Here is a 26218-nt window from a genome sequence, read left to right on the forward strand (position 1 = left end):
TCCGGTCGATACATGGCCCTTATCAACCAAAGACAGCGGCTGCTGATTTGACGATGATGCCACCATCCGGACTTCTGCGCAGTTGACGGCCGGTCGCGGCGCGAAAGATTTGCAGCGATTGCAGCGCCGTCGGCACTCGCGACCACATGGTTCCTGCCATTTCGGGGTTTCCGAACGGCCTGGCCCGTCACAAATACGCTGTGACCAGCGGAAACCGATCTCATGGAAATACAGGTCGGCCAAGTCGGCTTTCGAACGCTCCTTGAACAAGCTGCAGCTCGACTATCTTGACCTCTGGCTCATCCATCAGCCCTTCGGCGATGTATACGGAGCGTAGCGGGCGATGGAGGAGCTTTACAAGGCGGGCCGCATTCGCGCGATCGGCGTCAGCAACTTCTATCCAGCAGCTCTTCGATCATCGCGATCCGGAAATGGTGAAGTGGCTTGGCACGCGCAAGCTCTGAATCAGGGTTCGGTCAGCCGGCTCAAGGCTATCGTCCGCTTTGGACCGAAAGCTGACCAACGAACCTGTCGCCTTGAAGGGATCTGAACGGGCGACCTGCAGTTAGCAACAGCGCAATTTCCTCGCGGCCAGCGGTTCGCCGGCAGCACCGAATGAGAGCGGCGCCCGGCGCACGCGGCAAACTCAAACGGTTACGATGCAAAGCCGATCCCGACGATAGATTATGCGATCCTCACGGCGCACCGAGAGCAGAGACCGCGCGCAGCCACTCAATGAATAGCCGCCCACTTTCCTTTTTCGGCTTCCTCGCCGGTACAACGACGAAATAGGCTGCCCTGGTGCGGATGGAGGCTTCGGTAAGCCGGACCAGGCGGGTCTGCTGGATGAGGTCGCCGACCAGGCGGTTCCATCCAAGCGCGATGCCCTGACCGTTCATCGCGGCATAAATCGCCTCCGTGTAGAAGCTGCATCGCAAACCACGGGCTCTCTTCGGCGCCTTCACGGAAAACGCAGCAAACCATTCGTCCCAACCGGTCCATGTCGGGTCGTCAATGTCGCTTGATATCAGGGGATGCCCAACAAGATCTTCGGGTGTGCGGATCGGGTCGGCCGTCAGCAAATAATCGGCGCTGCAAATCGGGAAAATCTCGTCCTCGAACAGAAATTCGGCCTGGCCGTCCGACCAGGTCCCGGTCCCATAGCGGATTGCGAGATCCACATCGCTAGCCTCGATGCGCGTCCTCGTATCCTGTGTGATGATGCGAAGTTTGATTTCGGGGTAGGCGCGCGAAAACGCGGCGATCCTTGGCAGCAGCCAGAAATGCGAAAAGGAGATGGTGGCGGAGATCGCCAACTCGTCGTCCGGTCCTTCCGCCCGCAGATCGGCGACCGTGTCCGCGATCAGATTGAACGCGTCGCCCGCCGCGGCTGACAGCAACCTGCCCTTCTCCGTCAGCTCGATCTTGCGGTGGAGCCGCCGAAACAAGGGGAAACCGAAGTCTTCCTCCAGCAAATGGATCTGCCGGCTTATGGCCGCCTGGGTCACGCCGAGTTCTGCCGCGGCGCGCGTGAAGCTGGACAGTCGTGCCGCTGCTTCAAACGCCGTCAGGGCGGTGAGCGGCGGCAGCTTCTTCCTGAGGTTCACCATCGTTTTGCCATTACATTTGGTATTGTCATGCGCGTATATTTGTGCCGTTGAGCGACTAAAAATACTGAGCGATCCTGCCTTTCAGCCCGTCGGCTATTCGATCGGAACATAAGGTGGAATTATGCTGCAGACATTTGCTTCTCCCATATCGACCCTGCTCGACGCAAGAGCCGAAGGACATTCCCTTCCGGCTGGCCTTTACACACGCGAGGACGTGTTCGAGGCGGATCTCGAGGTGTTCTTCCGCCGCCACTGGATCTGTATCGGTCTTGAATGCGATGTGCCGGAGCCCGGCGATGCGACGGTTGTCGATATCGGCAAGACCAGCCTCATTCTTCTTCGCGACGACGACGGCGAGATCCGCGTCATGCACAATGTCTGCCGCCACCGCGGCGCCCGGCTGCTCGATCCAGGCAAGACGATCGTTTCCAAGCTCGTATGTCCCTACCACACCTGGACCTATGAACTGACCGGCGAGCTGAGCTACGCGCCTCACATGGGGAAGGGCTTCGACAAGGAATGTCGCAGCCTGAAGCCGGTGGCCTTCAGGTCGGTGGGAGGCCTCATCTATGTTTGCCTGTCAGACAGTCCGCCGGAAGACATCGGCCGCCTTGTCGACGTCATGGCCGAACGCCTTGCGCCCTATGACATCAGAAGCGCCAAGGTCGCGTATGAAACCGACGTAGTCGAGCGGGGCAACTGGAAACTCACCATCGAGAATAACCGTGAATGCTACCACTGTTCCGCCAATCATCCGGAACTCTGCGTCTCCTTCGTCGATCTCGATTTCGGTTTCGACCCGGACGCACTGAGCCCGGAAGATCGCGCCCAGGCCGAAGAGCATTTTGCGCTCTACGAAGAACGCACCAAACAATGGGAGGCCGATGGCTATCCGTCCGCAGCCGTCGAGCAACTGCTCGACTGCACCACGAATTTTCGCACGCAGCGGCTGATTATCTCTGGTGCCGGCGAGTCCCAGACTCCCGATGCAACGGCGGCTTCGGCAAAGCTGCTTGGTACCATGTCACGCAAGGATCTCGGTGACATGCATCTCTGGGGGCACAACAGCTGGAACCACTTCATGGGCGATCATGCCGTCGTTTCGATCGTCATTCCGCTCTCCGCGGACAGGACGCTGGTGCGCACGAAATGGCTTGTGCACAAGGACGCCGTCGAAGGCGTCGACTACGATCTCGAGAAGCTGACCAACGTGTGGATCGCCACGACCGATCAGGACGCGGAACTCGTCGCCCGCTCCCATGCCGGCGTCGAGGATCCCGCCTATGTACCAGGCCCCTACTCACCCTTCTCCGAAACAAACCTCGACAAGTTCGCGTCGTGGTACATCGACCGGATGCGCGCTCATGGATACTAAGAACACCTTTTCTGCAGCCGAGCGTCTTGAGCTTGGCGACGTGTGGGATCGCGACACGGATGAAGATCTCGTTTGCGTCGATGTCCATCAGGAAACGCACGACGTGAAGACCTTCACCTTCGCGTCGACGCAGGGCAAGCGCTTTTCCTTCGAAGCCGGTCAATATTTCTCGTTCGACCTCGATGTCGACGGCGAACAGGAAAGCCGTTGCTACAGCATCTCGTCGTCGCCGAGGCGCAGCAATGCGTTTTCGGTTACGGTCAAGCGTGTGGCCGGCGGCAAGATTTCAAACTGGTTTCACGACGAGCTGGCGGTCAATGCCAAGATCAGGGCGAACGGCCCCCTCGGCCAATTCACGCGCCCGAACGCGAGGAAATATCTGCTTCTGTCCGCAGGATCAGGAATTACGCCCGTCATGGCGATGGTCCGGGAGCTTGCCGACACCTGCGAGCCTGCCGACGTCGTCTTCATGCATGCGGCGCGAACGCCGAAAGACCTCATCTTCCGCGATGAACTCGCCACGCTCGCCAATCGGGTGAAGGGCCTTCGGCTTCAGCTTCTGCCGGAAGTCGTTTCCGGCGAAGCCAATTGGCATGGCCTGACCGGCCGCATATCGGCAGCGTACATGTACCTTGCGGTTCCCGATATCGCCGAGCGCGTCGTGATGTGTTGCGGTCCGGCGCCTTTCATGGCTGCAGCGCGCGCGATCACTGGCGAACTGGGCGTTCCCCCGTCGAACTATGTCGAGGAAAGCTTTGATGCGGCCGCGATCGACGACGCTGATGTTGCCGTTGACGAACAGCCTGTCACCCGATCATTCCAGGTCGAGTTCTCCAAGCAGGCCCGAAAGATCGAAGTTGCCGGAGAGCAGACCATTCTGTCCTGCGCAAAGAAGGCAGGCGTGAAGCTGCCATCATCCTGTTCGAACGGCGTCTGCGGCACGTGCAAGTCCAAGCTCGTATCCGGCTCGGTCGAGATGAACCACAATGGTGGTATTAGGCAGCGCGAGATCGATGCCGGGCTTTTCCTGCCCTGCTGTTCGAAGCCGCTGAGCGATCTCGTCATCGACCGCTAGGCGCGCGGGTTAAGGGATCCCGACCCAGCCATCGCTGGGCCGGGATACGTCATGCCGGAAGCGCGCCGCTCTTCTTGGCAGCCCATGTGGCGATCACATCCATCAGGACCGGGTTGAGGCAATCATAGGGTTCGAGCCCCAGCTCGCGCAGCCGACCCCGCACGCCGTCCATCTTCGCTGGATCGTAGCCGCTCTCGATGATCGAGGAGACGAAGGCGGCAAAGCCGGGCTTCGCCCACCCCGTTTCCTGGAACCGTTCCGGATGCACGAAGGAGAGACCCTTGAACGCATGGTCGCGTTCGACCGGGCCGTACATGTGAACGCCGCAGTCCTTGCAGGCATGGCGCTGGATCAGTGCGTTGGGATCAACGACCGCGAGCTTGTTGCCATTTTCGAGCACCTCGACATTGGTCGTCGGGGCGACCGCGACGACCGAGAAAACGGCGCCATCGGGCTTCCAGCACTTGGTGCAGCCACAAACATGGTTGTGGGCGATGTCACCCTTGACGCGGACCTTCACGGGATTGCTCGCGCATTTGCAGACGAGCGTGCCGCCGGAAAAGGCGGCGTCCGTCGCCTTGAACCCGCCGTCGACGGATGGATGGATCGCTATGCTTGGCATTGGCTTCTCCTCCTTGTGGCCGGCGCACGATGCCCCGGCGCTCGTTGGCGCCGCCCGCAGGAGCGCGGCGGCGCGAAAATGCGCTTGCAGTCTGGGAACAGTCCTCAACCCGCACTCAGTATAGCACCACCGAGCGGATGCTCTCGCCCGAATGCATCAGTTCGAAGCCCTTGTTGATGTCTTCGAGCGGCATCGTGTGGGTGATCATCGGGTCGATCTCGATCTTGCCCTCCATGTACCAGTCGACGATCTTCGGCACGTCGGTGCGGCCGCGCGCGCCGCCAAAGGCGGTGCCCATCCAGCTGCGACCGGTGACCAGCTGGAACGGTCGGGTGGAGATCTCCTGGCCGGCGCCGGCAACGCCGATGACGACCGACTTGCCCCAGCCGCGGTGCGAGGCTTCGAGCGCCTGGCGCATCACCTTGGTGTTGCCGGTGCAGTCGAAGGTGTAGTCGGCGCCGCCGATCTGGTCGGCACCGCGCTTCGTCATGTTGACGAGGTAGGGCACGATGTCGTCGCCGACTTCCTTCGGGTTGACGAAATGGGTCATGCCGAAGCGCTCGCCCCAGGCCTTCTTGTCGTTGTTGAGGTCGACGCCGATGATCATGTCGGCACCGGCAAGCCGCAGGCCCTGGATGACGTTGAGGCCGATGCCGCCGAGACCGAAGACGATCGCGGTCGCACCCATTTCCACCTGCGCCGTGTTGATGACGGCGCCGATGCCGGTCGTCACGCCGCAGCCGATGTAGCAGATCTTGTCGAAGGGCGCGTCCGGATTGACCTTGGCAACCGCAATCTCCGGCAGGACCGTGTAGTTGGCGAAGGTCGAGCAGCCCATGTAGTGGTGGATCTTGTCCTTGCCGATCGAGAAGCGCGAGGTGCCGTCCGGCATCAGGCCTTGGCCTTGCGTCGAGCGGATCGCGGTGCAGAGATTGGTCTTGCGCGACAGACAGGACGGGCAGGAGCGGCATTCCGGCGTGTAGAGCGGGATGACGTGGTCGCCCTTCTTCACCGAGGTGACGCCCGGGCCGACGTCGACGACGATGCCGGCACCCTCATGGCCGAGGATGGCCGGGAACAGGCCCTCCGGATCGGCGCCCGACAGCGTGAAGTCGTCGGTGTGGCAGATCCCGGTGGCCTTGACCTCGATCAGCACTTCGCCGGCCCGCGGGCCTTCGAGCTGAACCGTCATGACCTCGAGCGGCTTGCCTGCCTGAACTGCAACGGCGGCGCGTACATCCATTGTGGATCCCTCTTGTTGTTCGCTGAAGAGCAGGCTGGACCGGGCGCGCGCAGCGACCGGTCCCCCTTGGTAAAGTTGTTCGGCGCAAGACGCGTTAGAGCGTCTTTTCGACGTCCGGCAGGGCGTCGAAGAGATCGGCAACCAGACCGTAGTCGGCGACCTGGAAGATCGGTGCCTCTTCGTCCTTGTTGATCGCGACGATGACCTTCGAATCCTTCATGCCGGCGAGGTGTTGGATGGCGCCGGAAATGCCGCAGGCGATGTAGAGATCGGGTGCGACGACCTTGCCGGTCTGGCCGACCTGCCAGTCGTTCGGGGCGTAACCGGCATCGACCGCGGCACGCGACGCGCCGACGGCGGCACCGAGCTTGTCGGCCACCGGCAGGATCACTTCCTGGAACTTTTCCGACGAGCCGAGCGCGCGACCACCGGAGATGATGATCTTGGCAGACGTCAGCTCCGGACGGTCGGACGACGACAGGGCGTCGGCGACGAAGCTCGATACGCCCGGATTGGCGGCAGCCGAAACGCTTTCGATCGCCGCCGAACCGCCTTCAGCGGCCGAGGCAAAGGAGGCGGTGCGCACGGTGATGACGCGCTTGGCTTCGGTCGTCTGCACCGTCTGGATGGCGTTGCCGGCATAGATCGGACGCTTGAAGGTGTCGGCGGAGACGACCTCGATGATTTCCGAGACCTGGGAGACGTCGAGCAGGGCCGCGACACGCGGCATGACGTTCTTGCCGACCGAGGTGGCGGCCGCAACGATCGTGTCGTAGTTGCCGGCGAGCGAAACGATCAGGGCTGCGAGCGGCTCGGCCAGGTTGTTGGCAAGCGACGCGTCGTCGGCGACGAGCACCTTGGCAACACCCGCAAGCTTCGAGGCCTGTTCGGCCGCCTGCTTGGCGCCGGCGCCGGCGACGAGAATGTGCACGTCGCCACCGATTTTCGAGGCAGCGCTCAGCGCCTTGGCGGTCTGGTCGGAAAGGTGGTTGCTGTCGTGGTCAGCCAGAAGAAGAATGGCCATGATGAGATCTCCCTTTCCTGAACTTACAATACGCCGGCTTCGGTCTTGAGCTTTTCGACCAGCTCGGCGACCGACTTGACCTTGATGCCGGCCTTGCGGCCCGACGGCTCCTCGGTCTTCAGCACCTTGAGGCGGGCGGCGGTGTCGACGCCGAAATCGGCCGGCGACTTCTTGTCGAGCGGCTTCTTCTTTGCCTTCATGATGTTGGGCAGCGAGGCGTAGCGCGGCTCGTTGAGGCGCAGGTCGGTGGTGACGACCGCCGGAAGCTTGATGTCGATGGTCTGCAGGCCGCCGTCGACTTCGCGGGTCACGGTCGCCTTGCCGTCGCCGATCTCGACCTTGGAGGCAAAGGTGCCCTGCGCCCAGCCGAGGAGGGCGGACAGCATCTGGCCCGTCTGGTTCGAATCGTCGTCGATCGCCTGCTTGCCGACGATGATCAGGCCCGGCTGTTCGGCGTCGGCCACGCCCTTGACGATCTTGGCGACGGCGAGCGGCTCGACCTGGTCTTCGGTCTCGACCAGGATGGCGCGGTCGGCACCCATGGCAAGGGCGGTCCTGAGCGTCTCTTCGGCCTTGGCCGGACCGACGGAAACGACGACGACTTCCTCAGCCTTGCCGGCTTCCTTCAGCCTGAGCGCCTCTTCGACCGAGATTTCGTCGAAGGGGTTCATCGACATCTTCACGTTGGCGAGCTCGACGCCCGTACCGTCTGCCTTCACGCGGATCTTGACGTTGTAGTCAACCACCCGCTTCACCGTCACAAGTATTTTCATGGCAACCTTCCTTCTGCGATCGGTCTGAGCCGAACGCATTCACATCAATGTTTCGGTCGATCAGGCAACAGCGCCCAGAAGGCAAACAACGGTGTTTCGCCGGAACGCATGGCGTGCCGGACGCCAGGCGGATTGTAGAAGGAACCGCCGACCCCGGGTGAGAACCAGTCGGAGCTGCCGTGTTGAAACTCCCCCTCCGATAGGACCAGGTACGTTTCTTCCGGGGCGTGGTCGTGATCGGGATAACGCACCCTCGGCGCCATCAGCGTGGCGCCGAACCACAGGTCTCTTCGGTCCTCCAGCCCGCCCGGTCCGACGATCATCGTATTGGCATGGCTCATCAGGAAATTCTCGCTGGCCGTATGGTCGTAGACCGAGCGCCACTTCCATTCGAGCATCGGTTCAAGGCTGACGAAGCGCTCGATAAGCGCGTCCAGGGACGGTCGCCCGGTTCTTGTTGCCAGAACGCTCTCAAGATGTCGTTGGCAGACCGGAAGACGTTTGCCGATGTTCAAGCGTTGGGGTTGCGGCGCTTTGAGTTGCGCAAATATCTCCATGACCGAGCGACGCGCTCTGAGATCCTGAGCGAACTGGTCGAACGCGACGAAAACTGCGTCCAGAAAAACCTGCAGAGCGTCGGACCGCTCCATCGTCAGAGATCCTTGGCAAGACGCAGCGCGTCATAGATGGCGGCATGCGTGTTGCGGGCAGCGACCGCGTCGCCGATCCGGAAGAGCTGGTAGGCCCCTTCGGGGTTGCGCTCAACCGATTGCGGCGTGCCGGAAATCAGCTCGTCGTAGGAGACCTCGCCGAGGTTTCTCGAGCCAGGCTTCAGTTCGAAATAGAGGTCGTCGAGCGGGATGGTGCCGTGATTGACGACGATCTGGTCGAAGGTCTGCTGCTTGGCCACACCGCCATAGTCACTGCCGACATGGGCGATGATCTGATTGCCGCTCTTTTCCGCAGCCTCCAGCCTGTAGGTGACGGTGAAGGTCACATCGAGCTTCTGCAGCGAGCGCATGTAGGGAACGAGGTTCATCGCCATGACCTCCGGTGCGAAGGAGCGATCCGGCGTCATGATCTCGACCTTGGCGCCCGCCTTGGCGAGGAACTCCGCAGCCTGCAGCCCCGCATGGTCGCCGGCGTCATCGAAAATGAGCACGTTGGTTCCAGGTTTTACATCGCCTGAGATGATGTCCCAGGAGGAAACGACGAGCTCGTTGCCCCTTGAAAGAACCTCCGTGTGCGGCAGTCCGCCCGTCGCGATGATAACCACGTCCGGCATTTCGGCAAGCACGGTGTCTGCCTCGGCCCAGGTGTTGAACCGGAAGGTGACGCCGAGTTTTTCGCACTGGCTCATGCGCCAGTCGACGATGCTGATCATTTCCCGCCGGCGCTCGCTCTGGGCTGTCAACCGGATCTGTCCGCCCGGATGGTTCGCGGCCTCGAAAACGACGACGTCATGTCCTCGCTCGGCGGATACACGAGCGGCTTCAAGACCGGCGGGGCCCGCCCCCACGATGACAATCTTTTTCCGGGCAGCGGCCTTCGGGATCCGATGCGGCATCGTTTCTTCACGGCCGGTCGCGGCGTTATGGATGCAGAAGGCCAGTCCCCCTTGGTAGATCCGGTCGAGACAGTAGTTGGCACCGACGCAAGGGCGGATATCATCCTCGCGCTTTTCCATGATCTTCCGCACGATATGCGGGTCGGTCATATGGGCGCGGGTCATACCGATCATGTCGACCTTGCCGGCAGCGATTGCGTGACGAGCCGTCGCCACGTCCTGGATCTTGGCGGCATGGAAGGTCGGGAACTTGGTTGCCGCACGCACATCGCCGGCAAAATCCAGATGCGGCGCGCTCGCCATCCCCTGAATCGGGATGACATCCGTCAGGCCCGGATCCGTATCGATATGACCGCGGATGACATTCAGATAATCGATGAGGCCGCTTTCCTTGAGACGACGGGAGATCTCCAGGCCTTCGGCCTTTCCGGTCCCGCCGGGAAGACATTCATCTGCCGTATAGCGAACGCCAAGGATAAAGTCGTTGCCGACCCTTTCGCGCATGGCTTTGAAGACGTCGAAACAAAAGCGCAAACGGTTATCGAGCGAACCGCCGTAGGGACCGTCGAGTTCGTTGGTAAGCGGCGAAGTGAACTGGTCAATAAGATGCCCGTAGGCTTCCAGCTCGACACCATCCATACCGCCCGCCTTCATCCGTTCGGCGGCGTCCGCAAAGTCCTTGATAATGCGCTCGATGTCCCAGTCTTCAAGCTTCTTCGGAAAGGCTCGGTGCGCTGCCTCGCGATGATGTGAGGGTGCAACGACCGGGAGCCAATCGCCCTTGTCCCAGCGGGTACGCCTGCCGAGGTGCGTGAGCTGGATCATGATCGCAGCTCCCTCTTCATGGACCGCGTCGGTCATTTGCCGGATCCACGGCACGATCTCGTCCTTGTAGGCGAGCAGGTTGTTGAAGACCGGAGGGCTGTCCTTGGAGACCGCCGCCGAGCCAGCGGTCATCGTCAGCGCCACGCCGCCCCTTGCCCGCTCAACCGTATAGGCGCGGTAACGGTCCTTCGGCATGCCGTCTTCGGGATAAGCAGGCTCGTGAGACGTGACAATGATGCGGTTGCGCAGGGTCAAATGCTTCAACTGAAACGGCTGAAGCAGGGGATCGTTCGACATGCGACGGGCTCCGGTTTATGGGAATTTATCGCAACGGTAAGCGGAAATGTACATAAGTGTCAATAATAAAAAACACCAGAGTTCATATATTCGACACACGTGTACATTTTGCTTGAAACGGCCGTTTGTATTTGTTAGGAGGCAATCATGGAACAGGCGATGACTGACACTGGCTGGCGCGGTTCTCAGGAGGGGTGGCTCGAAGCTGCCTATGACTCTCTGCTCGAGTCGGGCGTGGACTCGGTGAAGATCCTGCCGTTGGCCAAACGGCTCAATCTTTCCCGGACCAGCTTCTATTGGTTCTTCAAGGACCGGGAGGAACTGCTGAGTGCCCTCGTCGCGCGCTGGAGGGAGAAGAATACCGGTAATCTGGTCAAGCAATCCGAAGCCTATGCGGAGTCCTTGGCCGAGGCGATGCTGAACGTCTTCGACTGCTGGGTCAACAAAGACCTGTTTGACTCCCAGTTCGAGTTCGCCGTTCGCAGCTGGGCGCTGCAATCGCCCGAGATACTGGCCGAAGTACATGAGGCCGATCAGGCGAGAATGGAGGCGCTGGGCCGCATGTTCATGCGGTTCGGATATGACGCGGGACCGGCGGACGTTCGCGCACGAACGACCTATCTGGTCCAGATCGGATACATCTCGATGCAGTCCAAGGAGGATCTCGCGCTCCGCATGAAGCGTATTCCGGAATACATCGCGATTTACACAGGACAAACACCACAGCAGAGGGAGCTCGATCGCTTCTTCGCCCGGCATGGCTACAAACCAGAGTGAGAAAAGCATGGAAACGGGCGGGCCTTTGAGGGTTGGCGTAATTGGTGGTGCGGGATGGCTGGGCGGAGCAATCGCCGACGCCATTCTCGACGCCGGCGTCGTCAAGCCTCAGAACCTGTCACTCTCCTATCGCAGCGAGCGCCCCGACCGTTTCAACCGCTCCTTCTGGACAACGGACAATCAGGAGCTTGCCGACCGTTCGGACGTTATCGTTCTCTCCGTCCGTCCGGCCGACTGGCCCAGCCTGAACGTGGTTGCCGAGGGCAAACTTCTCATCTCCGTCATGGCGGGCATCCGCCTGAAGGCTCTGAGTGAGCACCACCGCACAGACCGCGTGGTCCGCACCTTGCCCAACGCCGCGGCCGAAGTTCGCAAGTCCTATACCCCATGGATCGCCAGCGCCGGTATGCAAGACAACGATCGGACGATCGTACGAGCAATCTTCGATGCCTGCGGTTTTCAGGATGAAATGCGCTCGGAGGCCGAGATTGACTATCTGACTGGCCTCACCGGATCGGGTCCAGCCTTTCCGGCGCTGCTCGCTGCCGCGATGATGGCAGATGCCATCTCGCACGGACTGAAGCCCGAGATCGCCAAGCGCGCCGTCAACGCCCTCGTCGTGGGCGCCGGCCGGATGCTGGAACAGCGTGACGACTGTCCGACCGACATTGTCCAGACCTTCCTCGACTACCGCGGCACCACTGCGGCCGCGATCGAGGAAATGCGCACGGCCGGCTTTGATGCCGCCGTTTCGCGCGGGCTGTCGGCAGCGTTCAGGAAATCGGTTCGCATGGGAGAAGCCTCCTAGCGCTGGAGGGCGGGTTTTGCGGCAACCCGTTCCAAAAGAAGAAGCCGCCAAAGAGGGAACGATAATGAAAAGCTTGCTAGCATCGACATGCCTGTTCCTTGGAACCGTCGCCGGTTCGTCGCTTGCCAATGCGGCGGACTGTGGCAGCGTCACCATCGCCAGCATGAACTGGCAAAGTGCCGAGGTCATTTCCAATCTCGACAAGATCATCCTCAATGAGGGTTACGGCTGCAGCGCCGAAATCACCATCGGCGACACTGTGCCGACGATCACCTCCATGGCAGAAAAAGGCGAGCCGGATATCGCACCCGAAGCCTGGATCGATCTGCTTCCCGACGTGGTCAAGAAGGGAACCGAAGAAGGCCGTATCGTAAAGGTCGGGTCTCCGCTGCCCGATGGCGGCGTCCAGGGCTGGTGGATCCCGAAGTATTTTGCCGATGCCCATCCGGACATCAAGAGCATTCCCGACCTTCTGAAACATCCCGACCTCATCAAGGATCCCGAAGACCCGAGCAAGGGTGCGATCTTCAACGGCCCACAAGGCTGGGGCGGCACCGTCGTGACGGCGCAGCTCTACAAGGCCTTCGAGGCCGAGAAGGCCGGTTGGACCCTGGTCGATACCGGCTCGGCAGCAGGCCTCGATGGTTCGATCGCGAAGGCCTATGAGCGCAAGGAAGGCTGGGTCGGCTATTACTGGGCGCCGACTGCCCTCCTCGGCAAATACGAGATGGTACAGCTCGAAGCGGGCGTGCCCTATGACGCAGCTGAATGGAAGCGCTGCATCACGGTTGCCGAATGCACCGACCCGAAGCCCAGCGCCTGGCCCGTCGATACGATCGTGACACTTGTCGCCAAGCCATTTTCCGAAAAAGCTGGCCCCGAGGTCATGGAGTATCTCAACAAGCGCTCCTGGAGCAACGAGACCATCGCAAAGCTTATGGCCTGGATGACCGACAACCAGGCGAGCGGCGAAGAAGGTGCAAAGCACTTCCTCGAAGAAAATCCGGACATCTGGAAAAAGTGGGTTTCGCCCGAGGCCGCCACGAAGATCGAGGCCGCGCTGTAACCGGCACTGCCACAAGCCCGGTGCGGTTTGCTTCGCAGACCGCATCGTTCCTGCCGACATAACAAGAAGAACGCATCGGCTCTTTCGAGAAGGGGAACCGAATGGACTGGTTTTATCAATTTCCAAGCATGGACGACAACGCGCTTCGAAACCTCAAGAAAGTCATCGACGAAACGTTTCGCGGCTTTACCCGAAACTACGGTGATCTGATCGAGGGCTTCTTCGCGCCGCTCCAGCATTTTCTGATCGCCTCTGAACGGTTCATGACCAAGACGCCCTGGCCGATCATCACGCTCCTCATCCTCGCCATTGCCTGGGGAGCGACCAGAAGCATTCGCATCGCCGCCGGCTGTCTCGTGACGCTGTTGCTGATCGGCTACTTTGACATGTGGGACGATACGATGCGGACGATCTCGATGATCTTCGTCTGCACGATCCTGTCGATCGCGATCGGCCTGCCGATCGGCATTCTCATGTCTCGCTCCGACAGGGTCCAACGGGTCGTCAACCCGGTGCTCGACGTCATGCAGACCATGCCGAGCTTCGTCTACCTCATTCCCGTCGTCATGCTGCTCGGCATTGGCAAGGTGCCGGGCCTGATCGCCGTCGTCATCTACGCCATCCCGCCGATGATCCGCCTCACCAATCTCGGCATTCGCCTGGTCGACAAGGATGTACTCGAAGCGGCCGACGCTTTTGGCGCCGACAACCGGCAGAAGCTGTTCAAGGTGCAGCTTCCGCTGGCACTTCCGACCATCATGGCCGGCATCAACCAGACCATCATGATGGCGCTGGCCATGGTCGTCATCGCCTCGATGATCGGTGTTCAGGGTCTCGGCCAGCCGGTGCTGAAGGCGATCGCCAACCAGTACTTCACGCTCGGCATCTTCAACGGTCTTGCGATCGTCGGCATCGCCATCATGTTCGACCGGGTCAGCCAGGCCTATGGCGAACGATTGCAGAAGCACCGGGAGGTGGTCCATGGCTGAGCACGCTTTCGGCGGCATCGCGATCCGCCATCTCTATAAGATCTTCGGACCGAATGCCGGGGCTCATGTCGAGGCGGTCAGGAACGGCCTGACCAAGACCGAACTGAACGAGCGTCACGGGCACGTGCTCGGCCTTCGCGACATCAACATCGAGATGCCGTCGGGCTCGATCCAGGTGATCATGGGGCTTTCCGGCTCGGGTAAATCGACACTCATCCGGCACATCAACCGGCTGATCGATCCGACTGCCGGCGAAGTTCTCGTCGACGGGGTCGATGTGGTGAAGATGCCAGAGGCGGAACTGCGCGAGTTCCGCCGCCATCAGACCGCCATGGTGTTCCAGAAGTTCGCACTGCTTCCGCATCGAAGCGTGCTCGACAACACGATCTTCGGCCTTGAAATCCAAGGCATAGCGCGCGCGCAAAGCATCGATACCGCCATGCGCTGGCTGGAGCGGGTTGGGCTCAAGGGCTTCGAGCACAAGTATCCCAATCAGCTCTCCGGCGGCATGCAGCAGCGCGTCGGACTTGCCCGGGCGCTTGCCAATGACGCACCGGTACTTTTGATGGATGAGGCCTATTCGGCGCTCGATCCGCTGATCCGCACGGACATGCAGACGGTGCTTTTGGACCTTCAGAAAGAGATCAGGAAGACGATCGTCTTCATCACCCACGATCTCGACGAAGCGCTGAGGCTCGGTGACCAGATCGCCATATTGCGCGACGGCGAGGTCATTCAGCAGGGCACGAGCCAGGATATCGTGCTGAGGCCTGCCGACAACTATGTCGCCAATTTCGTCAAGGAGGTGAACAGGGGTCGCGTTGTCCATGTGGAAGCGATCATGGCACCGCTTGGCACAGCTGCAGCCGAAAGCGGGCAACGGATTGCCGCCGATCTCACAATCGAAGAAGCGGTCCGTACGCTCGCCTCTGCACCCGAGGGTGATATCACGGTCGTCGATCCGTCCGGAAGGCCTCTCGGCACTGTCACCTTCCGCCAGCTCGCGGGCGCCATGGTCAATGCGCACGAGACGAACGATCACGCAACGGCGATCGCGGCCAACGCGGCGTAAGCGCGGATCGGCCGGCGAATGCAATTCCTCCGGGCGGCGATCCTCCGCCCGGGAAAGCGCCATGGGTGGCTACCCCCACATTCCATTCCAGTCCCGATCCCCTCCCCGCCAGGAGTTGCGCCATGTCCAAGAAATTTCCTCGGCTGTTTTCCCCTCTCAAATTGCGGTCGCACACGCTGAAAAACAGGATCGTGTTCGGCGCCCACACCGCGAACATGGCGGTCGAGGGGCTGCCTACCGAACGACATGCCGCCTATTACCGGGAACGGGCGATCGGCGGGGCGGCAATGATTGTCGTCGAGCCCATGCCGGTGCACGCCGCAGCCGTTTTGACCCGCGGCAATTTTCGCCACTCCGACGATAGCGTCATCCCCCATTTCAGGAAGGTGGTTGAGGCGATCAAGGAACATGGGTCCGTAGCGATCCAGCAGCTCTATCACGTCGGAGCGCACGGCGATTCCGACAACTCCTTTCATCCGCACTGGTCGCCTTCGGGCGGGCCTAGCTATCACGACAGCGACGGCTCGCATCCGATGACCGAGGGTGAAATCCTGGAGACGGTCGACGGGTTCGTCGAGGCGGCACGGCGATGTCGGGACGCCGGCTTCGACGGCGTCGAAGTCTGGGCGGCCTATCTTGGCATGGTGGACCAGTTCTGGACCCCCTGGTGCAATCGGCGCGACGACCAATGGGGCGGCTCGCTGGAAAATCGCACGCGGATGTCGCGAGAAATCCTGACACGGATCAGGCAGGTCTGCGGCCCAGACTTTATCGTCGGCCTTGCCGTCAGCGACGAACCGGACGTGAAGGTAGCGCTTCAACGCGACGAGCTTGCCGAAATCATCCGCCTGCACGACGAGCTCGGCCTCATCGACTATGTCACCTGCGGCTCGGGCGGATACCTCGATTTCTACAAGCTGATGCCGACGTTTCTCTATCCTGAGAAGCTTGGTGCCGACCTGGCATTGGTTCTGAAACGTGTCGTCAAGAATGCCCTTGTGATCGCCGAAAGTCACATCCGGACCCCGGAAAATGCCGAAACGGTGCTTGGCGAAGGATCAGCCGACCTCGTCTCGATCGTACGTGGCCAGATTGCCGACCCCCACCTCGCGACCAAGGCGGGCGAGGATCGGCCGGATGATATCCGCGGCTGCATTTCGTGCAATCAGATGTGCTGGGGACGCCGGTCGCGGGACTACTGGATCAGCTGTCTTATCAACCCCTCGGTCGGGCGCGAAGCCGAATGGAACGGTGATCGCTTTTTCAGGACCGGCGATCCGAAGCGCCTGCTGGTGGTCGGCGGCGGACCCGCCGGGCTGGAGGCGGCTCGGGTGGCTGCGGAACGCGGACACAAGGTCGTGCTTGCGGAAGCATCGAGCCGTCTCGGCGGCAATTTCCTTTTGGCGGGCATGCAGCCGAGAAGGGCACAGATCCTCGATCTCATCGCCTGGTATGAACGGCAGCTCGACAAACTCGGCGTCGAGGTTCGCCTGAACTCCTATTTCGAGGCCGAGGACATCGACGTTGCCGAATTTGACCACGTCATCGTTGCCACAGGCTCCGATTCCCCGGAGACGGGTTTCCAGAAGGCACTTCCGACAGTCGAGACGATGCCGGGGCTGGAAAAGGGCAATGTCTTCACGGTCGAAGCGGTCGTGGCGCGGCAGGCGAGACCGGGCAAACGCGTGCTGCTCTTGGATGAAGGTGGCGGCTGGCGCGGCTGCGGCACCGCCTGGAAGCTTGCCGAGGAAGGCCACCAGGTGACGATCCTGACACCCGATCCGTTCGTCGGCAAGGAGCTGCAGAGAACCGCGGCCGACGTTCCCATGCGACAGACGCTCCGGAAACTCGGCGTCAAATGGATCGTCGAGGCGAGCATCACCGAGTGGCATGGCAGTGGCGCTACGATCGTCGATCACATGACGGGAGAGCGCCGCTTCGTCGAGGCAGACGCCCTTGTCACGGCCACCACGAATTCCGCCGCCGACTGGCTGATGCCCGGGCTAGCCGAACGCAATATCGCCGCCCGCCAGATCGGTGACTGCGCCGCGCCGCGCCAGGCGCCCTATGCATTCTACGAGGGTCGCAAGGCGGGACTGGAGGTCTGACATGAAAGAGATCGAACTCAGCGAGAGAGAGTCACGAGATCTGGCGCTGAGAGCCTGCCTTGGTGCCGGCGCCAATCTGGCGAGCGCCCGATCGCTCGTGGACGCGACAGTGTCGGCCGCCCGCTTCGGCGCGAGCGCGGTCGGGTTTCCGCACCTGGTCGATTATCTGAACAGTTTTCGCGAGGGGCGCATCAATTGCGATCCTGCGCCGGTCGCCAGTCGCCCCTTGCCCGCTCATCTCGCCTGTGATGCCGACCGAGGCATCGCGCAGCTCGGCTTCGACCTTGCCTTTCGCGACTTCGTCGATGCCGCGCGCACCTTCGGGGTTGCGCTCTTCACCCAGAAGAACAGCTATACAACGGGCGAACTCGGCTTTTACGTACGCCGGCTTGCGCTTGAAGGCTTGAGCGGACTTGCGGCGACCAACGCCAATGCCATGGTCGTTGCAAAGGCAGGAGGGCCGGCCGTCTACAGCACCAACCCGATCGCCTTCGGATTTCCGCTCGGCGCCAACCAGCCACCACTCATCATCGACCAGTCGTCGAGCGCGACTGCCTACGTCAACATTGCCGCTGCCGCCGCCGAGGGGCGACAAATCCCGGAGGGATGGGCGGTCGACGCAGCAGGCGCCGATACGCAGGATCCCGGGAAGGCACTTGTAGGCGCGCTCCTCCCCTTCGGCGGCCGCAAGGGCGCAAATGTCGCGTTGGTCGTCGAAATACTGTCAGCCGGTCTTTCGGGCGGGTCGTGGTCGCTTGACACGCCAAGCTTCCAGGCGGGCGATGCCTCTCCCGCCGTCGGCCTGACGGTGATTGCGTTGATGCCGGGTCCGGCAGGCAGCGACCACGTCGCCCGTGCCCACGACCAGATCCGGCGGTTGGAAGAACTCGGTGTTCACGTCCCGGGCGTCAGCGGCAGGCAGCCTCGCTCGACAGAGGAACCTCTGCGCATGTCCCGCGCTGCCTTCGACGCCATTAGTCGTTTCGCGTCGAATGAGGACCAATCGTCCAGCAGGCGAAGGTAGACTGCGTCACACACCGAGAGAAATCGCCATCCCTTCCGGGGCGGCATACATCGCCATGTTCTTGCGCGATAGATCGAGGTGAGCGCGGATCAACGCCTCCGCTCGGTCAGCATCGTGGTTCGCGATCGCATCGATAATTTCGTCGTGCTGGCGCGACGCCTCATGTAATTCTTCCAACATGCGCGCGTTGCTCGGTCTGTAGAAAATCTTGCCGATACGCGCATGATCAATCAGCAGCCGGCGAAGGCTTGGAAGAACGTACGCATTGTTCGCGATCTCGCCGACCCGAAGGTGAAATTTGTCGTTGTAGAAGACGCGTCCGTCGACGTCATTGCTGTGGACCGCGTCGCGAAAGCTGTCCTGTATCTCGCGCAGGCCCGCGATATCAGCCTTCGACGCGTGTTCGGCGGCGAGCCGCGTGGCCGCAACATAGATCATCGGTGCGATCAAAAAGAAATCCCGAAGGGATTGGTAGCTCATTGAGGTCACACGGGCAGGTCGGTTCGCCTCAAGCTCGATGAACCCTTCCCCCGCAAGCTGCCGCATCGCTTCGCGCACTGGAGGGCGAGAGAGCCCAAATTCCTCGCTCAAGGCGACTTCGTCCAGAACCGATCCCGGCGCTATCTGCATCGTCAGGATGCGGTGGCGCAAGGTGTTGTTCAGCGCGGCCTTTCGATCCGGACCAACGCCTGCTTCAGGTGAGCTTTGATTGTGCGCCATGACAAACTCCTTCTGCGCGCAGAATGTCTACAAAATGTAGACTGGTCAACGTATTTCGATTTTCGTCGACTCTCCCCTACGACCACGCGGCTCCTTTTGCCCCCTCTTCAGACGATGCGCAAGGTCCGACCTGCAGCACTTGCGCGTTAATCCTTGCCGCATGTTCGGTCGCTCGCTCCGCAGGAGCAGCCGCCCGCCTTGCCGTCGCATTTCATGTGTCTATTGACAGTAGATCAAATGTCTATCTATTGTATTATATAGAACGAGACGAGCGGCGAGCCAGGTCGAACGTTGCGGATAAATTTCGGATCGATGGGAGCAGACGAATGACGGAACTTCTGACCAGGGCGCAGTACGAGCAAATCGCGTCGCAACTGTCCCTGCCCGCAAAGGCCATCATCGATGGTCGTTCTGTCGACGCGAGATCGGGACGCACGTTTGCGACGACCAATCCCGCGACAGGAGAGAAGCTCGCGGACTTGCCCGCCTGCGGCCCCGAGGACGTCGACGCGGCGGTTGCGAGCGCGCGGCAGTCGTTTGCCGATGGCCGCTGGGCAAAACAGCATCCCGCCGCCCGCAAGCAGGCTCTTCTTCGCCTTGCCCAGCTTATCGAAGACAACCTCGTCGAACTCTCCGTCATGGAAAGCCTGGACAGTGGCAAGACGATCCTCGACTGCCAGACGGTCGACGTGCCCGAGACCGTCAACTGCCTGCGCTGGCATGCCGAAACCATCGACAAGATCTACGATCAGGTCTCGCCTGCCTCGAACGAGCACATTGCGCTTGTCGTTCGCGAGCCCGTGGGTGTTGTCGGTCTGGTCCTGCCGTGGAACTTCCCGCTGCTCATGCTTGCCTGGAAGATCGGTCCGGCGCTGGCCGCCGGCTGCAGCCTGGTGGTCAAGCCTGCGGCTGAAACCTCGCTGACCGCGCTTCGGGTGGCTGAACTGGCGCTCGAGGCCGGCATCCCGGCCGGCGTCTTCAACGTGGTGACAGGCTCAGGTTCGCAGGTCGGCGAGCCGATCGGCCGGCACATGGATGTCGATGCCGTGTCGTTCACGGGCTCGACCGAGACCGGTCGACGCTTCCTGAAATATTCGGCCGAGTCCAACCTCAAGGAAGTCGTCCTCGAAATGGGTGGGAAGAACCCCTCGATCGTCATGGACGACGCCGACGACCTGGACGCGGTCGCTGCGCATATCGTCAACGGTGCCTACTGGAACATGGGCGAGAATTGCTCGGCCATTTCTCGACTGATCGTCCACTCTGCCATCAAGGGGAAGCTGCTCGACAAGATCGTCTCCGAGGTGAAGAATTGGCGCGTGGGCGATCCGCTCGATCCGGGCAACCGTGTCGGCCCCCTCGTCTCCGAGGCGCATTACCGGAAAGTTGCGAGCTATCTCGGCGATGGCGTGAAAGTTCTTCACGGCGGCGAAACCAGCAAGGGTCGCTTCGTTCATCCGACCATCGTCGAGGTCGAAAGCAACGCCGCACGGCATGCGAAGGAAGAAATCTTTGGACCGATCCTGACGGTCATCACGGTTGACAGCCTGAAAGAAGCGGTCGCGATCGCCAACGAGACAGAATACGGCCTGACGGCTTCCGTCTTCACCGGCAACGGCAAACGGGCCATGCGCGCCGCACGCGCCCTTCGAGCAGGTACCGTCACAGTCAATTCCTTCGGTGAGGGCGATATCACCACTCCGTTCGGTGGCTACAAGCAATCGGGCTTTGGCGGGCGCGACAATTCCGTTCACGCCCACGACCAATACACCCAGCTCAAGACCATCTGGCTCGACCTCAACGACGACGAAACCGCGGACTTTTAGCCATGACCAATTTCCCGTTTCCCGGACTGAACCTCGCAATCGCAACGCCCTTCGATGCCGAGGGCCGGATCGACTACACGAGGCTCGAGCAGAATATCGAGCGCTATCTGGCGCTCGGCGTGCCAGGCTTCGTGTTGAGCTCTGGCACCGGCATGCATGTGTATTTGACGAAAGAAGAATCGAAGGAGCTCGTGCAGCGCGGCTCAAGGATCATCAATGGCCGAGCCAAGGTGATCGCCCAAACCTCCGCACTTTTGACCGCCGACGTGGTCGAGCGGACGAAATTTGCGGCCGATTGCGGCGCTGATGGCGTCATGGTCCTGCCGCCCTTCTTCGAGGGCCCGACGGACGATGAGAGCATCATCGACTTCTACGCGGAAGTGGCGGCTGCCGGTCTTCCGGTCATCGGCTACAACGTTCCGCACGCCGTCGGCGTGACCGTGACGCCGGAGCTTCTCAAGCAGCTTTGCGCGATCCCGAACTTCTGTGCCGTCAAGGACTCGAGCGGTGATCTCGGCAAGCAGGCATCGCTCATTCGTACCGGCCTCCCGGTCATGAACGGCGCCGACCACCTCGTTCCCTTCGCACTCTGGTCCGGAGCGAGCGGCCTCATCTGGGGTGGCGCCAACTTTGCGCCGCGCACTGCGCTCGCGCTGGTCGCGGCTGCTGCCGCCGGCGAATGGGGCAAGGCGCGCGACATCTGGTCCCTGCTCGAACCGGCAATGTCGCTCATCTGGGAAGGCGACTACGTGCAGTCGGTCTATGCCGCCGCCGAACTCACCAGCTTTGGTGCTGGCGCGCCGCGCAAGCCGCTCCGTCCGCTGCCTGCTCACCGGATCGAAACCATCCGCGCTGCCCTCGGCAGCCTCATCGAACGGGAAGCCTGAGCCGTGAGCAGCCCCTCGAAAAAGGTCTTCGTCGCATCGAGGCTCCCGAAGAACACGGGCGTTTCCGGATGGGTGGCGATGCTCGCTGCCCGCCAGGCAGGACCCCGGCTCGAGGGGCATATCACCGCCGACGTCGTCGTCATCGGCGGCGGATTTGCGGGCCTTTCCGCAGCCCGCAGGATCATGGAGCTCGATCCGACACTCGATGTCGCCGTCCTTGAGGCCGGCGTCATCGGAGAGGCTGCGGCGGGACGGAACTCCGGTTTCATCATCGACCTGCCGCATGAGGTTTCCTCCGAGGATTACGGCGGGGACTCGACCATCAAAAGCCGCGAAGCCATCGAGATCAGCCGCACCGCGATCGCTCTTGCGAGCACCGTTGCACAGGAACAGGGCTGGGGCCGCGAGGTCTTCGATCCGTGCGGACGCTATAGCGTAGCCATCAGCGACGAGGGCGACCGACATCTGGTCGACTATGCCAAGGGATTGGTGAAGCTCGGCGAAAAGCATCAGCTGCTCAATGGGCACGAAATCGCCGACGTGACCGGCACGAGCACCTATACGTCAGCACTTTTTACGCCTGGAACCATCATGGTACAGCCGGCGGCCTATATCCGCGGCGTTGCAGACAGCCTGCGCGACCCCGTCAGGGTCTATGAAAACACCCCTGCAGTGCAGCTGGAAAACGTCGGCCGCGGTTGGCTCGTCACGACACCCCAAGGCTCGATCAGCACAGGCCGGATCATCCTTGCCAACAATGGCCATGCCGAGAGTTTTGGCTTCTTCAGGAGCCAGTTGCTCCACGTCTTCACCTTTGCCTCGATGACCCGCGCGTTCGAACCGAGCCTGTTGCCCGGTCAGCGCAAATGGGCGGCAACGCCGGCCCTTCCGATGGGCACGACCGTCCGGCGTATTCAGGGCCAGGCTGGCGACCGGATCCTCATCCGCTCCCGCTACACCTACCACCACAACATCGAGGCGAGCGAGAAAACCCTGCGGCGTGCGGGCGTGAAGCATGACCAGAAATACCACGCCCGCTTTCCCCAGTTGCCGGATGTCCCGATGGAGTATCGCTGGGGCGGAGCCATGGCACTGACATGGAACTCAGTGCCCGCGTTCGGGGAGCTCGAGCCCGGCCTGTTCGCAGCCTGCGGCTGCAACGGCGTTGGTGCCACGAAAGCCACGGCAAACGGCATCGCAGCAGCGGACCTCATGCTCGGCATCAAATCACGACTGACGGAAATCTTCGCGCGCTTCGACGCACCGAAATCGCTGCCTCGCCAACCGTTTCGGACGATCGGTGCCAAGGCGAACCTCGCGTTTCGCGAATGGCGTGCCGGTGGCGAGTAGATAGTCGCCGCGAACAGGGCGCGGCAGCAGATCCTTTCGATAACTAAAGCCGGTGGTCGCGGCACTCCGGTTTTGATGGAACACGCCGCCAAAAGAGGGAACGGAAAAATGAAAAAGCTGCTTGCATCCACCTGCCTGATGTTCGGCCTGCTTGGCGGAGCATCGGTGTCACATGCCGCGGAATGCGGAAGCGTGACCATCGCCAGCATGAACTGGCAGAGCGCCGAGGTGCTCTCGAACCTCGACAAGTTCATCCTCAATGAGGGTTATGGCTGCAGCGCCGAGATCACCATCGGCGACACCGTGCCGACCATTACTTCCATGGCAGAGAAGGGCCAGCCCGACATCGCTCCGGAAGCGTGGATCGACCTTCTACCCGACATCGTCAAGAAGGGAACGGAAGAAGGCCGGATCATCAAGGTCGGCTCGCCGCTGCCCGATGGCGGCGTGCAGGGCTGGTGGATCCCGAAATATCTCGCCGATGCCCATCCGGACATCAAGACGATTGGCGACGTGCTGAAGCATCCGGAACTCTTCCCCGATCCGGAAGACGCGAAGAAGGGCGCCATCTTCAACGGCCCGCAGGGCTGGGGCGGCACGGTGGTCACCGCCCAGTACTTCAAGGCGTTTGAAGCCGAGAAGGCCGGCTTCACCCTGGTCGATACCGGTTCGGCCGCAGGTCTCGACGGCTCCATCGCCAAGGCCTATGAGCGCAAGGAAGGATGGGCGGGCTACTACTGGGCGCCGACCGCGCTGCTTGGCAAGTACGAGATGGTCAAGCTCGATGCGGGTGTGCCGCTCGATGCCGCCGAATGGAAACGCTGCATCACCGTTGCCGATTGCTCGGATCCGAAGCCGAGTGCCTGGCCGGTCGATACGATCGTGACGCTGGTCGCCAAACCGTTTTCCGAAAAGGTCGGGCCTGAGGTGATGGACTACCTCAACAAGCGCGCCTGGAGCAACGACACGGTCAGCAAGCTGATGGCCTGGATGACCGACAATCAGGCAAGCGGCGAAGAAGGCGCCAAGCACTTCCTCGAGGAAAACGAAGCGGTCTGGTCGAAGTGGGTCTCGCCGGAAGCGGCGGAGAAGATCAAATCGGCCCTTTAAGCCTCGTCCCGGTGCGGTGAGCCCAGGCACACCGCACCCTTTGCCAAAATCGAAATCTTGCGCCGGCTTCTTCAAAAAGGAGGAACCGAATGGAATGGCTTTATGAATTCCCACACATGAACGACGACGCTCTTCGCGCGCTGAAGAAAGCGATCGACGAAGGTTTCCGGTCGTTCACACGCGCCTATGGCGACGTCATCGAGGGCTTCTTTTCGCCCTTGCAGCACTTCTTGATCGCTTCCGAGCGCTTCATGACCCAAACGCCCTGGCCCATTATTATCATCATCATCCTGGCGATCGCCTGGGGCGCGAGCAGAAGCTTGAAGGTCGTGCTCGGCTGTCTGGTGACCCTCTTGGCGATCGGCTATTTCGACATGTGGGACGACACGATGCGGACGATCTCGATGATCTTCGTCTGCACGCTGCTGTCGATCGCCATCGGCATTCCGATCGGCATTCTGATGTCTCGCTCCGACCGCCTCCAGCGGGTCGTCAACCCGGTGCTCGACGTCATGCAGACCATGCCGAGCTTCGTCTACCTGATCCCTGTCGTCATGCTCCTCGGGATCGGCAAGGTGCCGGGCCTCATCGCCGTCGTCATCTATGCCATCCCGCCGATGATCAGGCTCACCAACCTTGGCATTCGCCTGGTCGACAAGGATGTTCTCGAAGCCGCTGACGCCTTCGGCTCGTCGAGCTGGCAAAAGCTCAAGAACGTGCAGCTGCCGTTGGCGCTCCCGACGATCATGGCCGGCATCAACCAGACGATCATGATGGCGCTTGCCATGGTGGTCATCGCCTCGATGATCGGCGTACAGGGCCTAGGCCAACCGGTGCTGAAGGCGATCGCCAATCAGTACTTCACGCTCGGCATCTTCAACGGGCTTGCGATCGTCGGCATCGCCATCATCTTCGACCGGGTCAGCCAGGCCTACGGCGAGAGACTGCAGAAGCACCGGGAGATCGTCCATGGCTGACACCACCTTCGGCGGCATCAAGATCCGCCACCTCTACAAGATCTTCGGCCCGAACGCCTCCGCGCATGTCGAGGCCGTGCAAAAGGGTTTGACGAAGACCGACCTCAACGAGCGGCACGGGCATGTCTTAGGCTTGCGGGACATCAACATCGAGATCCCGTCCGGTTGCATCCAGGTGATCATGGGCCTGTCGGGGTCGGGAAAGTCGACCCTCATCCGCCATATCAACCGCCTGATCGATCCGACCGCCGGCGAAGTGCTCGTCGACGGTGTCGATGTCGTCAAGATGGGCCAGCCGGAACTGCGCGAGTTCCGGCGCCACCAGACGGCAATGGTGTTTCAGAAGTTCGCGCTGCTCCCGCATCGCAACGTTCTCGACAACACGCTCTATGGTCTTGAGGTTCAGGGCGTCGAGCGTGCGAAGGGCGTCGACATCGCCATGCGATGGATCGAGCGCGTGGGGCTGAAGGGCTTTGAAAGCAAATACCCCAATCAGCTCTCCGGCGGCATGCAGCAGCGCGTCGGGCTTGCCCGCGCGCTTGCCAACGATGCACCGGTGCTTCTGATGGACGAGGCCTATTCGGCGCTCGACCCGCTCATCCGCATGGATATGCAGACAGTGCTTCTCGACCTGCAGAAGGAAATCAAGAAGACCATCGTCTTCATCACCCATGATCTCGACGAAGCCTTGAGATTGGGCGACCAGATCGCGGTCCTGCGCGACGGCGAGGTCATCCAGCAGGGCACCAGCCAGGACATCGTCTTGAGGCCAGCGGACGACTACATCGCCAACTTCGTCAAGGAGGTGAACCGTGGTCGCGTCGTTCATGTCGAGGCCGTCATGACACCGGTCGCCGCCGATCACGCCGTCAATGGCGCGACGCTGAGAACGGGAAGCACGATCGAAGCTGCGCTGAAGATCCTGGCGCACAAGGAGGCCAAGGATCTGGTGGTGGTCGATGCCGGCGGAATGCCCGTCGGCACCGTCGATCTGAAGCGGCTGGCTGCAGCGGTCGTAACGCCGCACTGAGCGGCGGGAGCCCTGCATTTATCCAACGAGAACCTGAAAAGCCGGGCCAGGCGTCGCCCCACG

The 26218-nt window shown here is 61.4% G+C and carries 24 protein-coding genes and 1 pseudogene; 16 read left to right on the top strand and 9 right to left on the bottom strand.

Translation table 11 applies throughout. The annotated features are described in order from the left end of the window. Positions 1–22 precede the first annotated feature (22 nt). A pseudogene (locus C1A35_RS07590) lies at positions 23–240 on the bottom strand (IS1595 family transposase); the annotation flags it as partial. A gap of 103 nt (positions 241–343) precedes the next feature. On the opposite strand from C1A35_RS07590, the gene C1A35_RS37070 reads away from it, so the two are divergent. Continuing rightward, positions 344–550, top strand: a complete 207-nt coding sequence (locus tag C1A35_RS37070) for a hypothetical protein (RefSeq protein WP_272939256.1) — start codon at positions 344–346, stop codon at positions 548–550. Positions 551–695: 145 nt separating this feature from the next. Here the strand turns inward: C1A35_RS37070 and C1A35_RS07600 are convergent, their stop codons facing one another. Further along, positions 696–1610 (bottom strand): LysR substrate-binding domain-containing protein, encoded by a 915-nt coding sequence (locus tag C1A35_RS07600; RefSeq protein WP_104663732.1) that lies wholly within the window; start codon positions 1608–1610, stop codon positions 696–698. Between the two features lie 121 nt (positions 1611–1731). Here C1A35_RS07600 and C1A35_RS07605 point away from each other — a divergent pair, with 121 nt between their 5' ends. Both C1A35_RS07605 and C1A35_RS07610 read left to right on the top strand, forming a co-directional pair. After that, the gene (locus C1A35_RS07605; protein WP_104663733.1) at positions 1732–2985 is read left to right on the top strand and encodes an aromatic ring-hydroxylating oxygenase subunit alpha; all 1254 of its coding nucleotides are present in this window, start codon (positions 1732–1734) and stop codon (positions 2983–2985) included. Further along, on the top strand, positions 2975–4060 hold the full coding sequence (locus C1A35_RS07610) for a hybrid-cluster NAD(P)-dependent oxidoreductase (protein WP_234822824.1): 1086 nt from the start codon (positions 2975–2977) through the stop codon (positions 4058–4060). Before C1A35_RS07605 ends, C1A35_RS07610 begins: the two co-directional genes overlap by 11 nt. Positions 4061–4109: 49 nt before the next feature. Here C1A35_RS07610 and gfa read toward each other — a convergent pair whose 3' ends face one another. From gfa to C1A35_RS07640, 6 genes are all read right to left on the bottom strand, one after another. After that, the gene (gfa, locus tag C1A35_RS07615; protein WP_104663735.1) at positions 4110–4682 is read right to left on the bottom strand and encodes an S-(hydroxymethyl)glutathione synthase; all 573 of its coding nucleotides are present in this window, start codon (positions 4680–4682) and stop codon (positions 4110–4112) included. 115 nt (positions 4683–4797) lie between these two features. Next, complete coding sequence (locus C1A35_RS07620; protein ID WP_077961485.1) at positions 4798–5925, bottom strand: S-(hydroxymethyl)glutathione dehydrogenase/class III alcohol dehydrogenase; 1128 nt, start codon at positions 5923–5925, stop codon at positions 4798–4800. A 94-nt stretch (positions 5926–6019) separates the two neighbouring features. Next, positions 6020–6949, bottom strand: a complete 930-nt coding sequence (locus C1A35_RS07625) for an electron transfer flavoprotein subunit alpha/FixB family protein (protein WP_104663736.1) — start codon at positions 6947–6949, stop codon at positions 6020–6022. Between the two features lie 23 nt (positions 6950–6972). Beyond that, positions 6973–7722: an electron transfer flavoprotein subunit beta/FixA family protein gene (locus C1A35_RS07630; RefSeq protein WP_104663737.1), complete on the bottom strand. Its 750-nt coding sequence runs from the start codon at positions 7720–7722 to the stop codon at positions 6973–6975. Positions 7723–7766: 44 nt separating this feature from the next. After that, the gene (locus C1A35_RS07635; protein WP_104663738.1) at positions 7767–8372 is read right to left on the bottom strand and encodes a dimethylsulfonioproprionate lyase family protein; all 606 of its coding nucleotides are present in this window, start codon (positions 8370–8372) and stop codon (positions 7767–7769) included. A gap of 2 nt (positions 8373–8374) precedes the next feature. Continuing rightward, positions 8375–10411 (bottom strand): NADH:flavin oxidoreductase, encoded by a 2037-nt coding sequence (locus tag C1A35_RS07640; protein WP_104663739.1) that lies wholly within the window; start codon positions 10409–10411, stop codon positions 8375–8377. A 147-nt stretch (positions 10412–10558) separates the two neighbouring features. On the opposite strand from C1A35_RS07640, the gene C1A35_RS07645 reads away from it, so the two are divergent. The 7 genes from C1A35_RS07645 to C1A35_RS07675 all read left to right on the top strand — a co-directional run bounded on the left by C1A35_RS07645 (position 10559) and on the right by C1A35_RS07675 (position 18255). After that, on the top strand, positions 10559–11188 hold the full coding sequence (locus C1A35_RS07645; protein WP_104663740.1) for a TetR/AcrR family transcriptional regulator: 630 nt from the start codon (positions 10559–10561) through the stop codon (positions 11186–11188). A 7-nt stretch (positions 11189–11195) separates the two neighbouring features. Further along, positions 11196–11996: a pyrroline-5-carboxylate reductase family protein gene (locus C1A35_RS07650; protein WP_104663741.1), complete on the top strand. Its 801-nt coding sequence runs from the start codon at positions 11196–11198 to the stop codon at positions 11994–11996. A gap of 64 nt (positions 11997–12060) precedes the next feature. After that, entirely contained in the window at positions 12061–13062 is a 1002-nt protein-coding gene (locus C1A35_RS07655) for an ABC transporter substrate-binding protein (RefSeq protein WP_104663742.1), read from the top strand. 101 nt (positions 13063–13163) lie between these two features. Then, positions 13164–14051, top strand: a complete 888-nt coding sequence (locus tag C1A35_RS07660; protein WP_104663743.1) for an ABC transporter permease — start codon at positions 13164–13166, stop codon at positions 14049–14051. Continuing rightward, a complete protein-coding gene (locus C1A35_RS07665) occupies positions 14044–15123 on the top strand; it encodes a quaternary amine ABC transporter ATP-binding protein (protein ID WP_104663744.1) in 1080 nt (359 codons plus the stop codon). Before C1A35_RS07660 ends, C1A35_RS07665 begins: the two co-directional genes overlap by 8 nt. Before the next feature lie 122 nt (positions 15124–15245). After that, complete coding sequence (locus tag C1A35_RS07670; protein WP_104663745.1) at positions 15246–17231, top strand: oxidoreductase; 1986 nt, start codon at positions 15246–15248, stop codon at positions 17229–17231. Position 17232: 1 nt separating this feature from the next. Beyond that, a complete protein-coding gene (locus tag C1A35_RS07675) occupies positions 17233–18255 on the top strand; it encodes an Ldh family oxidoreductase (RefSeq protein ID WP_104663746.1) in 1023 nt (340 codons plus the stop codon). 6 nt (positions 18256–18261) lie between these two features. On the opposite strand, the gene C1A35_RS07680 is transcribed toward C1A35_RS07675, so the two are convergent. Then, positions 18262–18975, bottom strand: coding sequence for a GntR family transcriptional regulator (locus tag C1A35_RS07680; RefSeq protein ID WP_104663747.1), 714 nt, complete (start codon positions 18973–18975; stop codon positions 18262–18264). A 326-nt stretch (positions 18976–19301) separates the two neighbouring features. Here C1A35_RS07680 and C1A35_RS07685 point away from each other — a divergent pair, with 326 nt between their 5' ends. From C1A35_RS07685 to C1A35_RS07710, 6 genes are all read left to right on the top strand, one after another. Beyond that, positions 19302–20801 carry an aldehyde dehydrogenase gene (locus tag C1A35_RS07685; RefSeq protein ID WP_104663748.1) on the top strand — a complete coding sequence of 500 codons (1500 nt, stop codon included), beginning with the start codon at positions 19302–19304 and terminating at the stop codon, positions 20799–20801. 2 nt (positions 20802–20803) lie between these two features. Continuing rightward, on the top strand, positions 20804–21688 hold the full coding sequence (locus tag C1A35_RS07690) for a dihydrodipicolinate synthase family protein (protein WP_104663749.1): 885 nt from the start codon (positions 20804–20806) through the stop codon (positions 21686–21688). Between the two features lie 3 nt (positions 21689–21691). Beyond that, positions 21692–23038 (top strand): NAD(P)/FAD-dependent oxidoreductase, encoded by a 1347-nt coding sequence (locus tag C1A35_RS07695; RefSeq protein ID WP_104663750.1) that lies wholly within the window; start codon positions 21692–21694, stop codon positions 23036–23038. A gap of 108 nt (positions 23039–23146) precedes the next feature. Next, a complete protein-coding gene (locus tag C1A35_RS07700; protein WP_104663751.1) occupies positions 23147–24148 on the top strand; it encodes an ABC transporter substrate-binding protein in 1002 nt (333 codons plus the stop codon). 89 nt (positions 24149–24237) lie between these two features. Continuing rightward, entirely contained in the window at positions 24238–25125 is an 888-nt protein-coding gene (locus C1A35_RS07705) for an ABC transporter permease (RefSeq protein WP_104663752.1), read from the top strand. Then, positions 25118–26155 (top strand): quaternary amine ABC transporter ATP-binding protein, encoded by a 1038-nt coding sequence (locus tag C1A35_RS07710; RefSeq protein WP_104663753.1) that lies wholly within the window; start codon positions 25118–25120, stop codon positions 26153–26155. Before C1A35_RS07705 ends, C1A35_RS07710 begins: the two co-directional genes overlap by 8 nt. Positions 26156–26218 lie beyond the last annotated feature (63 nt).

Origin of the sequence: Ensifer adhaerens (assembly GCF_002940685.1) — a bacterium.
Classification (GTDB): Bacteria; Pseudomonadota; Alphaproteobacteria; order Rhizobiales; family Rhizobiaceae; genus Ensifer; species Ensifer adhaerens_E.

Bases quoted from the DNA above. Each gene is read 5' to 3' on its own strand.
- C1A35_RS37070 (WP_272939256.1), top strand. From the start codon at position 344: ATGGAGGAGCTTTACAAGGCGGGCCGCATTCGCGCGATCGGCGTCAGC.
- C1A35_RS07600 (WP_104663732.1), bottom strand. From the start codon at position 1,610: ATGGTGAACCTCAGGAAGAAGCTGCCGCCGCTCACCGCCCTGACGGCG.
- C1A35_RS07605 (WP_104663733.1), top strand. From the start codon at position 1,732: ATGCTGCAGACATTTGCTTCTCCCATATCGACCCTGCTCGACGCAAGA.
- C1A35_RS07610 (WP_234822824.1), top strand. From the start codon at position 2,975: ATGGATACTAAGAACACCTTTTCTGCAGCCGAGCGTCTTGAGCTTGGC.
- gfa (WP_104663735.1), bottom strand. From the start codon at position 4,682: ATGCCAAGCATAGCGATCCATCCATCCGTCGACGGCGGGTTCAAGGCG.
- C1A35_RS07620 (WP_077961485.1), bottom strand. From the start codon at position 5,925: ATGGATGTACGCGCCGCCGTTGCAGTTCAGGCAGGCAAGCCGCTCGAG.
- C1A35_RS07625 (WP_104663736.1), bottom strand. From the start codon at position 6,949: ATGGCCATTCTTCTTCTGGCTGACCACGACAGCAACCACCTTTCCGAC.
- C1A35_RS07630 (WP_104663737.1), bottom strand. From the start codon at position 7,722: ATGAAAATACTTGTGACGGTGAAGCGGGTGGTTGACTACAACGTCAAG.
- C1A35_RS07635 (WP_104663738.1), bottom strand. From the start codon at position 8,372: ATGGAGCGGTCCGACGCTCTGCAGGTTTTTCTGGACGCAGTTTTCGTC.
- C1A35_RS07640 (WP_104663739.1), bottom strand. From the start codon at position 10,411: ATGTCGAACGATCCCCTGCTTCAGCCGTTTCAGTTGAAGCATTTGACC.
- C1A35_RS07645 (WP_104663740.1), top strand. From the start codon at position 10,559: ATGGAACAGGCGATGACTGACACTGGCTGGCGCGGTTCTCAGGAGGGG.
- C1A35_RS07650 (WP_104663741.1), top strand. From the start codon at position 11,196: ATGGAAACGGGCGGGCCTTTGAGGGTTGGCGTAATTGGTGGTGCGGGA.
- C1A35_RS07655 (WP_104663742.1), top strand. From the start codon at position 12,061: ATGAAAAGCTTGCTAGCATCGACATGCCTGTTCCTTGGAACCGTCGCC.
- C1A35_RS07660 (WP_104663743.1), top strand. From the start codon at position 13,164: ATGGACTGGTTTTATCAATTTCCAAGCATGGACGACAACGCGCTTCGA.
- C1A35_RS07665 (WP_104663744.1), top strand. From the start codon at position 14,044: ATGGCTGAGCACGCTTTCGGCGGCATCGCGATCCGCCATCTCTATAAG.
- C1A35_RS07670 (WP_104663745.1), top strand. From the start codon at position 15,246: ATGTCCAAGAAATTTCCTCGGCTGTTTTCCCCTCTCAAATTGCGGTCG.
- C1A35_RS07675 (WP_104663746.1), top strand. From the start codon at position 17,233: ATGAAAGAGATCGAACTCAGCGAGAGAGAGTCACGAGATCTGGCGCTG.
- C1A35_RS07680 (WP_104663747.1), bottom strand. From the start codon at position 18,975: ATGGCGCACAATCAAAGCTCACCTGAAGCAGGCGTTGGTCCGGATCGA.
- C1A35_RS07685 (WP_104663748.1), top strand. From the start codon at position 19,302: ATGACGGAACTTCTGACCAGGGCGCAGTACGAGCAAATCGCGTCGCAA.
- C1A35_RS07690 (WP_104663749.1), top strand. From the start codon at position 20,804: ATGACCAATTTCCCGTTTCCCGGACTGAACCTCGCAATCGCAACGCCC.
- C1A35_RS07700 (WP_104663751.1), top strand. From the start codon at position 23,147: ATGAAAAAGCTGCTTGCATCCACCTGCCTGATGTTCGGCCTGCTTGGC.
- C1A35_RS07705 (WP_104663752.1), top strand. From the start codon at position 24,238: ATGGAATGGCTTTATGAATTCCCACACATGAACGACGACGCTCTTCGC.
- C1A35_RS07710 (WP_104663753.1), top strand. From the start codon at position 25,118: ATGGCTGACACCACCTTCGGCGGCATCAAGATCCGCCACCTCTACAAG.